Genomic DNA, 11,676 nt, shown 5'->3' with positions numbered 1-11,676 from the left:
CTCCAACTGTTCTTCATCTTCTTCGGCCTGCCGGCGGCCGGCTTCAAGCTGTCGCCCGAAGTGGCGTCGGTGATCGCGATAGTGATGAACCTCGGCGCCTATGCCACCGAGATCATCCGCGCCGGCATCGAGGCCACGCCGCGCGGCCAGATCGAGGCCGCCGTGAGCCTCGCGCTCAACAAGGTGCAGGTGTTCATGCGCGTGGTGCTGCCGCCGGCGATGAAGAAGGTCTGGCCCGCCATGGTGAGCCAGATCATCATCGTGATGCTCGGCTCGGCCGTGTGCAGCCAGATCTCGACCGAGGAACTGAGCTACGCCGCCAACCTGATCCAGAGCCGCAACTTCCGCGCCTTCGAGGCCTTCATCGTCGCCACGGTGATCTACCTGGCCCTGTCGGTGGGCGCACGGCGTCTGCTGAATTGGGCCGGACCCAAGTACTTCTTCGGACGATGAGGCGCCCATGACCGACTTCTCCCTCTGGGACATTCTCCGCAACCTGTTGCTGGCGCTGCGCTGGACGGTGGTGCTGTCGCTGATCGCCTTCGTCGGCGGCGGCCTGGTCGGCGGCCTGCTGCTGTTCGCGCGGCTGTCGGGCGGGCCGCTGGTCGACCGGCTGATCGGCCTCTACGTGCAGGTGTTCCAGGGCACGCCGCTGCTGATGCAGCTGTTCCTGGCCTACTTCGGCATCGCGCTGTTCGGCGTCGACGTCTCGGCCTGGACCGCAGCCTCGGTGGCGCTCACGCTCTACACCAGCGCTTTCCTGACCGAGATCTGGCGCGGCTGCGTGGCCTCCATTCCGAAGGGCCAGTGGGAAGCCTCGGGCAGCCTCGCCCTGAGCTTCGGCGAGCAGATGCGCCACGTGATCCTGCCGCAGGCCACGCGCATCGCGGTGGCACCCACGGTCGGCTTCCTGGTGCAGGTGATCAAGGGCACGGCGCTGGCGTCGGTGATCGGCTTCATCGAGCTCACCAAGGCCGGCAGCATGATCTCGAACGCTACCTTCAAGCCCTTCGTGGTGTTCAGCTGCGTCGCCCTGCTTTATTTCGTGCTGTGCTTCCCCGTGAGCCTGTACGCCAAGAACCTTGAGAGGAAAATCAATGTCGCTCGTCGCTGAACCCCCCGCATCCGAAGCCGCGCCCGCGGCCCGCGTGTCCGCCGCGCCCATCGTGCGCATCACGGCGCTGCGCAAGTCGTATGGCAGCAACGAGGTGCTCAAGGGCATCGATCTCGAAGTCAGGCGCGGCGAGGTGATCGCCATCATCGGCAAGAGCGGCTCGGGCAAGAGCACGCTCCTGCGCTGCATCAACGGCCTCGAGGTGTTCCAGGAAGGCACGCTCACGGTCGACGGCAAGCCGCTGCTGCACGAGAGCGCGATGGCGATGCGCGAGCTGCGCCAGCACGTCGGCATGATCTTCCAGAGCTTCAACCTGTTTCCGCACCTGACGGTCGGGCGCAACGTGATGCTGGCGCCGACGCTGGTCAAGAAGCGCAGCGCTGTCGAGGCCGCCTCGCAGGCGCGCAAGCTGCTGGCGCGCGTCGGCTTGGCCGAGAAGTTCGACGCCATGCCCGACCAACTCTCGGGCGGCCAGCAGCAGCGCGTGGCGATCGCCCGCGCACTGGCGATGGAGCCGGCAGTGCTGCTGTGCGACGAGATCACCTCGGCGCTCGACCCCGAACTCGTGGGCGAAGTGCTGCGGGTGGTGGAGTCGCTGGCGGTCGAGGGCATGACCTTGCTGATGGTGACGCACGAGATGAGCTTCGCGCGCAAGGTCAGCGACCGCGTGATCTTCATGCACCAGGGCCGGGTGCACGAGATGGGGCCGCCGGGGGAATTGTTCGGCAGTCCGAAGACGCCGGAGTTGCAACAGTTTCTTTCATCGTTGCACGATTGAACCCGGGCGGCCGGGAACCCCCGGCCTGTGGCAAGCTCCGAGCGGTATGCCCTTCCGCTCGCCCTCTTCCCGCCGACGGCTGCTGCGCGCCCTGCTGGGCGCCGCCGCACTGCCCGCACCGCTGGCCGCGCTGGCCGGCTTCAACTTCTTCACCAGCGAATACACCGCCAGCCGCGCGGAACTGCAGGCCCAGATCGCGAAGCGATTCCCGGTCCAGCAGCGCTATGCCGAGGTCTTCACGGTCGCGCTGCGCGATCCGCAGCTGTCGCTCGACGCCCGCAGCAACCGGGCGGCGATCACGGCGGTGCTCTCGATCGCCAGTCCGCTGCTGCGGCCTTCCTCGGTCGAAGGCGTGGTCTCGGTCAGCAGCGCGCTCAAATACGACGCGGCGGCGCGCGCAGTGCGGCTCGACCGGCCGCAGGCCGACCGGATTGAACTGCAGGGCCTGACCGGCCGCGACGCCGAGCGCCTGCAGCAGATCGGCGCCGTGGTCGCACAGGAACTGCTGCGCGACCAGCCGCTGCGCACCTTCAAGCCCGAGGAACTGACCGTCGGCCGCAAGACCTACGAGATCGGCGACATCACCGTGCAGGACGACGGCATCACGGTGGTGCTCAAATGAAGCATCCCCGAAGCGCCTGCCGCTTCGCCCTCTGGCTCGCTTGCGCCGTGCTAGCCGCCGGCTGTGCCGCGCCGCCCGCCGCCACGCGCAGTATCGACCTCCAGGCCCATCGCGGCGGCCGCGCGCTGGCGCCCGAGAACACGCTTAGYGCCTTCTCGAATGCGATCGAGATGGGCGTGACCACACTGGAACTCGACATCGGCCTGACTGCCGACGACGTGGTGGTGATCTCGCACGACACCCTGCTGAACCCCGACCACACGCGCGATGCCCGCGGCAATTTTCTCAAGGCCGCGGGGCCGTCGATCCGCTCGCTCACGCTGGCCCAGCTGCAGACCTACGACGTCGGCAGGATCGATCCCGCGAGCAGCTACGGCAAGCCCTTCCCCAAGCAGTTGTGGAGCGACGGCGAGCGCATTCCGACGCTGGCCGCGCTGTTCGCGCGTGCCGACGCGCTCGACGCCTCGAAGGTCCGCTTCAACATCGAGACCAAGCTGGACCCGGGCCGGCCGGAGGAAACCGCCTCCCCCGAGCAGATGGTCCGCGCGCTGCTGGCCGAGATCGACAAGGCCGGCAAGGCGCAGCGCGTGACGGTGCAGAGCTTCGACTGGCGCTCGCTGGCGCTGGTCGCCCAATGGGCGCCGCAGATGCCGCGCGCCTACCTGACGAGCGCCCGCACGCTCAAGGACAGCCGCTGGACGGCCGGCCTTCGGATCGAGGACTTCGGCACGCCGCCGCGGCTCGTGAAGGCCTCCGCGGGCGACGCCAGGGGGCCGGTGATCTGGTCGCCCGCCTACGACGACCTGACTCCGGCGCTGGTGCAGGAAGCGCACGCGCTCGGCCTGGCCGTGCTGCCCTGGACCGTGAACCAGCGCGCCGACATGGCGCGCCTGCTGGACTGGGGCGTCGATGGGATCATCACCGACGACCCGGCGATCCTGCGCGACCTGCTGGGCGAACGCGGCGTGGCGCTGCCGGCGAAGCGCGGGCGCTGAGCGCGCGCCTGATAATCGCAGCCGATGCCTGAACCCTCCTCCTCCACAGCAGTCCGCGCCGGCGCCATCACCGACGTCGCCGGCATCGAAGTCGGCCACTACAGCGACCCTCGCCGCCCCACCGGCTGCACCGTGATCCTGGCGCGCGATGGCGCCGTCGCCGGCGTCGACGTGCGCGGCGCAGCGCCCGGCACCCGCGAGACCGACCTGCTCGCGCCCGGCAACCTAGTGCAGCAGGTCCATGCGGTGATGCTCGCCGGCGGCAGCGCCTGGGGGCTGGCCGCGGCCGATGGCGCCATGCGCTGGCTCGAGGAGCGCGGCGTCGGGCTCGATGTCCGCTTCGGCACGCTGCCGATCATTCCGGCCGCCGTCCTGTTCGACCTGCCGGTCGGCGACGCCCGCATCCGGCCCGATGCCGACGCCGGCTATGCCGCCTGCGCGGCGGCCTCAAAGGCGGCGCCGGCCGAAGGCTGCGTGGGTGCCGGCAGCGGTGCGCTGGTGGGCAAGCTGTTCGGCATCGATCGGGCGATGAAAGGCGGCATCGGCACTGCGTCGGTCACGGTCAACGGGGTCACGGTCGGTGCCCTGATCGCCTGCAATGCGCTCGGCGACGTCATAGACCCCGACAGCGGGCGGGTGGTTGCCGGTGCACGCACCGAAGACGGCAGCGCCCTGCTCGACACCCGGCGTGCCCTGCTGCGCGGCGACTTGCCGAAGCCCCTGCTGGCCGGCACCAACACCACGCTGGGCGTGGTCGCCACCGACGCGGTGCTGACCAAGGTGCAGGCCAACCGCCTCGCGGCGGTGGCGCACGACGGCCTGGCGCGCGCGATCAATCCGGTCCACACGATGAGCGACGGCGACACTCTGTTCGCGCTGGCCACTTGCCGCGTGCCGCTCGAGGGCGACGCGCCCGGCATGACGGTGCTCGGCACCATGGCGGCCGAAGCGGTGGCACTGGCGACCGTGCGGGCCGTGCGGGCGGCACGCTCGGTGCGCGTGGGCGACAGCTACTTCCCGGCCGCCGCTGACTTGTCCTGAGCGTCCCCGACCGACGACATGGCGCAAAGGGCGGCGGCCTGCGCCAGGACGATGCCGATCAACAACAGCGCACCCAGCGCGGCATACAGCAGCAGCTTGACGGGTGAGATCAGCGTGAAGAGGCCGCGGCCGGCGATCAGCAGCAGCAGGGCGACCGCGAGCGCTGCCGCGAAGAGCTTGGCCGCGAACAACAGGTGGGTCTTGAGCTTCTTCATGGTCCGGGTATTGGGCCCGCGCACCGACCGACGCTCAATAGGACGGGTGGATGGATTGACGCGTTGCCAAAGCCCTGCTAGGCCGCGGCAGTTTTCACTCTCGGCACGCGCTTTGTAACCAGCCGGGCGCGGAAAGCACAGAAAATGCCGCTGCCGCGCCCGCGGCCTCCACGAGCCCTGTTCCAAACCGCTGCCGAATGCCCCAAGCCATCCGCCTGTTCCTGCTGTCGATCCGCGACCTGATCGCTTCCGCCGGGCCCGTCATCTTTCTCGTCATCGCCTTGCTGGTCGCCGCCTACTGGTGGCTTCAGCCACAGCCGCCGAAGCGTGTGGTGATGGCCACCGGGCCCGCCGGCAGCGCCTATGCGGGCTTCGGCAAGCGCTATGCGGAGGCCCTCAAGACCCACGGCATCGAGGTCGAGTTGAAAGCCACCGACGGCTCGCTGGACAACCTCGAACTGCTGCGCAGCGGCGGCGCCGACGTCGCCTTCGTGCGCGGCGGCAGCGCCGATCCGGTGAAGGACGAGGAAAGCGGACTGACTTCGCTCGGCAGCCTGTTCTTCGAGCCGCTGTGGTTCTTCTACCGGACCGATGCCGCGAAACACGTCGACCGCAAGACCGGAACACTGACTTCGCTGACTCAGCTCAAGGACCTGCGCGTCAATGTCGACAAGGCCGGCAGCGGCGTGCCCGACATCATGGAACGGATGTTCCGGGCCAACCACATGGACCCGGCCACGCTGGACCTGTCGAACCTCGAGCAGACGCCCGCCACCGAGGCGCTCCAGGCCGGGATGCTCGACGTCATCGTGCTGGCGTCGGCGCCGCAGTCGCCGCTGGTGCAGAAGCTGCTGCGGGCGCCCGACATCCAGCTGATGGATTTCGCTCAGAGCGACGCCTACTCGCGCCGATTCGCCTTCCTGCAGCCCGTGACCCTGCCGCGCGGCGTGGTCGACCTGGCCGCCGACCTGCCCTCGCACGATGTCTCGCTGCTGGCGGCCACCACCTCGCTGCTGTCGCGCGAGGAAACCCATCCCGCGCTGCGCCAGCTGTTCGCGCAGACCGCCCAGACCCTGCACGGCGGCGCCGGCTGGTTCAACCGGGCGCGCGACTTCCCCAACACCCGCACCAGCGAACTGCCGGTCAGTCCCGAGGGCGATCGCGCCATCAACGGCACGCCGCCGTTCTGGCAGCGCTACCTGCCCTTCTGGGCCAGCAACTTGGTGGAGCGCATGTGGCTGGTGCTCGGTGGCCTGCTGGTGCTGATGCTGCCGCTGTCGCGCGTGGTGCCGCCGCTCTACCAGTTCCGCGTGCGGCGGCGCGTGTTCCGCTGGTACGCCCGGCTGCGCGAGGTCGAACACAAGCTCGACACCCGCGCGGGCGATGCCGATGCCCTGCTGAAGGAACTGGTCGACCTGGACCGCGTGGTAAACAAGGTCGCGGTGCCGCTTTCGTATGCCGACGAACTCTATGCGCTGCGCAACAACATCCACGTGGTGCGCAAGCGGGTGCTGGCGAGCGCGCCGCAGGTCGGCGCGGCCGCCGCGGCCTGAGGGCCGTCACTGCCTTTGCACCCGCAGCAGCTTGCCATTGCTGCTGTCGGTCAACAGGTAGAGCCACCCATCCGGCCCCTGCCGGACATCCCGGATGCGTTCGCCGCGCTCGGCCAGCAGGCGCTCGCGGCCGACCACGGTGTTGCCGTCGAGCGTGAGCCGCCACAGCGCGGTGCCGGCCAGCGCGCCGATGAAGAGATTGCCCTTCCAGTCGGGCAGCGCATCGCCGGTATAGAAGGCCATGCCGCTCGGTGCGATCGACGATTTCTGCGTGCCCGGAGTCCAGGCCGTGCCGTCGATCTTTTCCCAGTAGGTCAGGGGCTGTTCGAGGCCCGGCTTGGCGACGCCTTCGCCCACCTGCGTGAGCGTGCCGTATTCCTGCCCATAGCTGATCACGGGCCAACCATAGTTGCGCCCGGCAAGCGTCAGGTTGACTTCGTCGCCGCCCTGCGGACCGTGCTCGTTGATCCATAGATCGCCAGTCACCGGATGCAGCGCCGCGCCCTGGGGGTTGCGGTGGCCGTAGCTCCAGATGTGCGGCTGCGCACCCGCAGTCGTGGCGAAGGGATTGCCCTGTGCGGGCGCGCCATCGGTGGTGATGTGCACCACCTTGCCGTTGCCGCGCGACAGGTCTTGCGCAAAGCCGCGCTGGGTGTCGAGCAGGCGCTCGCCCATCGTCACGAACAGGTAGCCGTTGCGATCGAACACCAGCCGCGAACCGAAGTGCGCCGTGCTGTCGACCTTGGGCGACTGCCGGTAGATGACGGTCACGTTGGCGAGCGTGAGATTGGCCGCGTCGAGCTCGGCCCGGGCGACCGCCGTGCCGTTGAGGCTCGGATTCGATGCGTCCCGCTCGGAGAAACTGAAATAGATCCGGCGGTTGCTCGCGAAGTCCGGATCGATCGCGATGTCGAGCAGGCCGCCCTGCCCCACCGCGGCGACGGCCGGCACGCCGGCGACCTGATCGTCCCCGCCGTTGACGGGAGAACCGTCGGCATTGCGCAGCCGCAGCTGACCGCCCCGCTGGGTGATCAACATCCGGCCGTCGGGCAGGAAGGCCAGGCCCCACGGGGTGTCGAGGCCGGTCGCCACTTCGGTGACCTTGGTCAGCATCGGCGTCGCCATGCCGCTGCCTTGGGTGGCGACGCTGATGTTGGGCTGGGAGGGAGGGTTCGCAGGGGGCGGCGTCGCGGTGACGCCGACGCCGAAGGCGGAGACCGACACGTTGGCGCCGCCACCGCCACCGCCGCAGGCTCCCAGGGCCGCCAGGCCCATCGCCAGAAGATACCGAGTCGCCGCTGCCATGGCATGCTCCTTCGGAATGGGCGCTGCGACGCGCCCGGATCTATCGCGTGGCTGCTACTTTAGTGCCTTGAAGCGCATCCGGTGCGGCTTGGCACCCTCTTCGCCCAGGCGCTTCTTCTTGTCGGCTTCGTACTCCTGGTAGTTGCCGTTGAAGAAGGTCCACTGGCTGTCGCCCTCGGCCGCCAGGATGTGGGTCGCGATCCGGTCGAGGAACCAGCGGTCATGACTGATCACCATCACCGAGCCGGCGAACTCGAGCAGCGCGTCTTCGAGCGCACGCAGGGTTTCGACGTCGAGGTCGTTCGACGGTTCGTCGAGCATCAGCACGTTGCCCCCCGCGATCAGGGTCCTGGCCAGGTGCAGCCGCCCGCGCTCGCCACCCGACAGCGTGCCGACCTTCTTCTGCTGGTCGGCGCCGTTGAAGTTGAAGCGCCCGGCGTAGGCCCGGCTGGCCATCTGGAACTTGCCGACGTTGATGATGTCGAGGCCGTTCGAGATGTCTTCCCAGACCGTCTTCTCGTTGCCGAGCGCATCGCGGTTCTGGTCGACGAAAGCCATCTTGACCGTCTGGCCGATCACCACTTCACCGCTGTCCGGCGTTTCCTTGCCCGCGATCAGCTTGAACAGGGTCGACTTGCCGGCGCCGTTCGGGCCGATGATGCCGACGATCGCGCCGGCCGGGATCTCGAAGCTCAGGTTGTCGATCAGCACGCGGTCGCCGAAGGACTTGGTGACGTTCTTGAACTCGATCACCTGGTTGCCCAGGCGCTCGGCCACGGGAATGAAGATTTCCTGCGTCTCGTTGCGCTTCTGGTACTCGAAGTCGCTCAGTTCCTCGAAGCGGGCCAGGCGTGACTTGCTCTTCGCCTGGCGTGCCTTCGGGTTCTGGCGCGACCATTCGAGTTCCTTCTTCAGGGCCTTGGCGTGGGCTTCCTCGCCCTTCTGCTCCTGCGCCAGGCGCTCGCCCTTCTGCTCGAGCCAGGTGCTGTAGTTGCCCTTCCATGGGATGCCGCGGCCGCGGTCCAATTCGAGAATCCACTCGGCCGCGTTGTCGAGGAAGTAGCGATCGTGGGTGATGGCCACCACGGTTCCCGGAAAGCGCTGCAGGAAGACTTCGAGCCACTCGACCGATTCGGCGTCCAGGTGGTTGGTCGGTTCGTCGAGCAGCAGCATGTCGGGCTTGCTCAGCAGCAGCCGGCACAGCGCCACGCGGCGCTTCTCGCCGCCCGACAGCACGCCGATGTTGGCGTCCCACGGCGRCAGGCGCAGCGCGTCGGCGGCGATCTCGAGCTGGTGCTCGGAGTCGGTGCCGGCAGTGGCGATGATGGCTTCGAGCTCGGCCTGCTCGGCCGCCAGGGCGTCGAAGTCGGCGTCGTCAGCACCATAGGCCACGTAGACCTCTTCAAGGCGCGCCTTGGCCGCGTAGACCGCGCCCATGGCGTCCTCGACCGATTCGCGCACCGTATGGGCGGGGTTCAGCTTGGGCTCCTGCTCGAGGTAGCCGATCGTGAGACCGGGCATCGGCAGCGCCTCGCCCTCGATCTCCTTGTCGATGCCGGCCATGATCTTGAGCAGCGACGATTTGCCCGAACCGTTCAGGCCGAGCACGCCGATCTTGGCGCCGGGGAAAAACGACAGCGAAATGTCCTTCAAGATCTGCCGCTTGGGCGGCACGGTCTTGCTGACCTTGTTCATGGTGTAGACGTACTGGGCCATGTTTATCTTTGCTTCGGTGAAATGAGTTTGAGCTTGGGAAAATAGGTCTTGTAGCGTGCGCTGTCGCGCGATACGAGGGTGCAGTCCATCAACTGGGCATGGGCGCCGATGTAGAAGTCCGGCAATAGCGATGCCCGCGTGCCGCCGGCCTTGCGGTATTTGTGGAACGCCATCGCCGCATTTCGCGCCGCTGCAAGCGGCAGTTCCAGTCGTTCATAGAGCCGTGCGGGCAGTGCCGCGTCGACGTCGCGATCTGAATTGAAGTAGACCGACACCTCGGCATAGATCAGCGGATTGATCGCCAGTTTGCCACGGCGGAGGCAATCGCCTATGGCCGCCGCCGACCAGTCCACCCATTTCGGGTCCTCGTGGATGACGTCGATCAGTACGTTGCTGTCGATCAGGAAGGTTTCAAGCCCTTCAGCGTTCGCCACGCGTCATCTCCAGCCATTCGTCCGCCGACAGGCCGATCTTCGAGTTGGCGCTGCCGCGCAGCAGCGCGATCGCCTCCTCGGCCGGCGTGGTGGTGCGCTTGACCGGCTTGACGATGATCTGCTTGTTGCGGAACTCGAACTCCACCTCGTCATAAGGCTTCAAGCCGGCGAGTTCGCGGATGTTCTGGGGAATGGTCACCTGACCCTTGGAAGTGAGTCGCACGCGGCGCTCCTGGTAATACTTCAACGGTAAGAGTTTAACCGATGGGGTCGCGGCGCGCCGAATCGGCGGGCAAAGACCCACTTCGTGCGATAATTGCTTCTGTTGCCGGGTCCAGTTGCCCGCAACGCCGGCTCTCCGCCGGGGACGAAGACGGTCGTTACAGGCTGTCCGGCTCCCACTCCTGACCCATCTGCCCTTACTGGCTCGACGTCCACATGACGCCCGAGCGGGTGGATACCACTGCGCCGTGTAGGGCGCTTATTGAACTCAATGAACTTTGATGAACTGAAGCTGGCCCCGGCCATCTTGAAGGCCGTGCATGAGCAAGGCTACGAAACGCCGACGCCGATCCAGGCCCAGGCCATTCCGGCCGTGCTCGATGGCCACGACCTTCTGGGCGGCGCCCAGACCGGCACCGGCAAGACCGCGGCCTTCACCCTTCCCCTGCTGCACAAGCTCACGATGAGCCGCAGCGCCACCAACAAGTTCGGCGGCACCGGCATCCGCGCCCTGGTGCTGACCCCGACGCGCGAACTCGCGGCCCAGGTCGAAGAGTCCGTCCGCACCTACGGCAAGTACCTGCAGCTGACTTCCACCGTGATCTTCGGCGGCGTCGGCATGAACCCGCAGATCAGCAAGCTCAAGAGCGGTGTCGACATCCTGGTGGCCACCCCCGGCCGCCTGCTCGACCTGCAGCAGCAAGGCATGCTCGACCTGTCGCAGGTGCAGATCCTGGTGCTCGACGAAGCCGACCGCATGCTCGACATGGGCTTCATCCACGACGTCAAGAAGATCCTCGCGCTGGTGCCCAAGGAAAAGCAGAGCCTGCTGTTCTCGGCCACCTTCAGCGACGAGATCCGCGACCTCGCCGCCACCCTGCTCAAGAACCCGCAGAGCATCCAGGTCACGCCGCGCAACACCACTGTGCAGCGCATCACGCAGGTGATCCACCCAGTGGGCCGCGGCAAGAAGAAGGCGCTGCTCGCGCACATCATCAACGAACACAAGTGGAGCCAGGTGCTGGTCTTCACGCGCACCAAGTTCGGCGCCAACAGCGTGGCCGAGTTCCTCACCAAGAACGGCATCGAGGCGATGGCGCTGCACGGCAACAAGAGCCAGAGCGCGCGCACCCAGGCGCTGGCCGGCTTCAAGAGCGGCGACATCCGTGCGCTGGTGGCGACCGACATCGCGGCCCGCGGCATCGACATCGACGAGCTGCCGCACGTCGTCAACTACGAAATCCCGAACGTCAGCGAAGACTACGTCCACCGCATCGGCCGCACCGGCCGCGCCGGTTCGAGCGGCGAGGCCGTGAGCTTCGTCTGTCTCGACGAAGAAGGCTTCATGCAGGAGATCGAGCGCTTCACCAAGCAGGCGATCCCGGTGCAGATCATCGACGGCTTCGGCCCCGAAGAAGGCGAACGCGCCGAGCCGATCGCCATGGGCCGCCAGACCATCTGGGGCGGCGCCGGCCGGCCGCCGAGCCGCGAGGTGATGCAGGCGGCCGCCAAGGCCGCACGGACCGAAATGATGCAGCGCATCCGCGACAACAAGGCCGGCCAGGGCGAACGCAGCGGCGGCGGCAATGGCGGTGGCCAGCGTCGCGGCGGCGGCAACGGCCAGGGCCAGGGCCAGGGCGCACCGGCCGGCCGCAGCGCCAATGGCGGTGGTGGCCAGGGC

General features: G+C 67.7%; 13 protein-coding genes. 8 read left to right on the top strand and 5 right to left on the bottom strand.

The genetic code is table 11. The annotated features are described in order from the left end of the window. From AC1DY5_RS24430 to AC1DY5_RS24405, 6 genes are all read left to right on the top strand, one after another. Nucleotides 1-453, top strand: a 453-nt coding sequence (locus AC1DY5_RS24430; RefSeq protein WP_478115558.1) for an amino acid ABC transporter permease, incomplete at its 5' end; no start/stop codon positions are given. Between the two features lie 7 nt (nt 454-460). After that, entirely contained in the window at nt 461-1,114 is a 654-nt protein-coding gene (locus tag AC1DY5_RS24425) for an amino acid ABC transporter permease (protein WP_478115556.1), read from the top strand. Beyond that, on the top strand, nt 1,098-1,892 hold the full coding sequence (locus AC1DY5_RS24420) for an amino acid ABC transporter ATP-binding protein (RefSeq protein WP_478115554.1): 795 nt from the start codon (nt 1,098-1,100) through the stop codon (nt 1,890-1,892). Before AC1DY5_RS24425 ends, AC1DY5_RS24420 begins: the two co-directional genes overlap by 17 nt. Nucleotides 1,893-1,938: 46 nt before the next feature. Then, entirely contained in the window at nt 1,939-2,514 is a 576-nt protein-coding gene (locus AC1DY5_RS24415) for a DUF1439 domain-containing protein (protein WP_478115552.1), read from the top strand. Then, nucleotides 2,511-3,509, top strand: coding sequence for a glycerophosphodiester phosphodiesterase (locus AC1DY5_RS24410; protein WP_478115550.1), 999 nt, complete (start codon nt 2,511-2,513; stop codon nt 3,507-3,509). The genes AC1DY5_RS24415 and AC1DY5_RS24410 overlap by 4 nt, the downstream gene beginning before the upstream one ends. 24 nt (nt 3,510-3,533) lie before the next feature. Continuing rightward, nucleotides 3,534-4,550, top strand: coding sequence for a P1 family peptidase (locus AC1DY5_RS24405; protein WP_478115548.1), 1,017 nt, complete (start codon nt 3,534-3,536; stop codon nt 4,548-4,550). On the opposite strand, the gene AC1DY5_RS24400 is transcribed toward AC1DY5_RS24405, so the two are convergent. Further along, nucleotides 4,520-4,765 carry a hypothetical protein gene (locus tag AC1DY5_RS24400; RefSeq protein ID WP_478115546.1) on the bottom strand — a complete coding sequence of 82 codons (246 nt, stop codon included), beginning with the start codon at nt 4,763-4,765 and terminating at the stop codon, nt 4,520-4,522. The genes AC1DY5_RS24405 and AC1DY5_RS24400 overlap by 31 nt on opposite strands. A gap of 197 nt (nt 4,766-4,962) precedes the next feature. Between AC1DY5_RS24400 and AC1DY5_RS24395 the strand changes: the two genes are divergently transcribed. Next, nucleotides 4,963-6,318: a TAXI family TRAP transporter solute-binding subunit gene (locus AC1DY5_RS24395; protein ID WP_478115544.1), complete on the top strand. Its 1,356-nt coding sequence runs from the start codon at nt 4,963-4,965 to the stop codon at nt 6,316-6,318. Nucleotides 6,319-6,324: 6 nt separating this feature from the next. Here the strand turns inward: AC1DY5_RS24395 and AC1DY5_RS24390 are convergent, their stop codons facing one another. The 4 genes from AC1DY5_RS24390 to AC1DY5_RS24375 are packed head-to-tail and all read right to left on the bottom strand — an operon-like array spanning nt 6,325 to nt 9,996. Beyond that, complete coding sequence (locus tag AC1DY5_RS24390; RefSeq protein WP_478115542.1) at nt 6,325-7,623, bottom strand: PQQ-dependent sugar dehydrogenase; 1,299 nt, start codon at nt 7,621-7,623, stop codon at nt 6,325-6,327. Nucleotides 7,624-7,677: 54 nt separating this feature from the next. Continuing rightward, entirely contained in the window at nt 7,678-9,339 is a 1,662-nt protein-coding gene (gene ettA / locus AC1DY5_RS24385; protein WP_478115540.1) for an energy-dependent translational throttle protein EttA, read from the bottom strand. Nucleotides 9,340-9,341: 2 nt separating this feature from the next. Continuing rightward, nucleotides 9,342-9,773, bottom strand: a complete 432-nt coding sequence (locus AC1DY5_RS24380; RefSeq protein WP_478115538.1) for a type II toxin-antitoxin system VapC family toxin — start codon at nt 9,771-9,773, stop codon at nt 9,342-9,344. After that, complete coding sequence (locus tag AC1DY5_RS24375) at nt 9,760-9,996, bottom strand: AbrB/MazE/SpoVT family DNA-binding domain-containing protein (protein ID WP_158720721.1); 237 nt, start codon at nt 9,994-9,996, stop codon at nt 9,760-9,762. The genes AC1DY5_RS24380 and AC1DY5_RS24375 overlap by 14 nt, the downstream gene beginning before the upstream one ends. Before the next feature lie 270 nt (nt 9,997-10,266). Between AC1DY5_RS24375 and AC1DY5_RS24370 the strand changes: the two genes are divergently transcribed. Then, on the top strand, nt 10,267-11,676 hold a 1,410-nt coding region (locus tag AC1DY5_RS24370), incomplete at its 3' end, for a DEAD/DEAH box helicase (protein WP_478115536.1).

The organism is Variovorax sp. P4_D9 (assembly GCF_056401695.1).
This window is presented reverse-complemented; position numbering and strand designations above follow the sequence as displayed.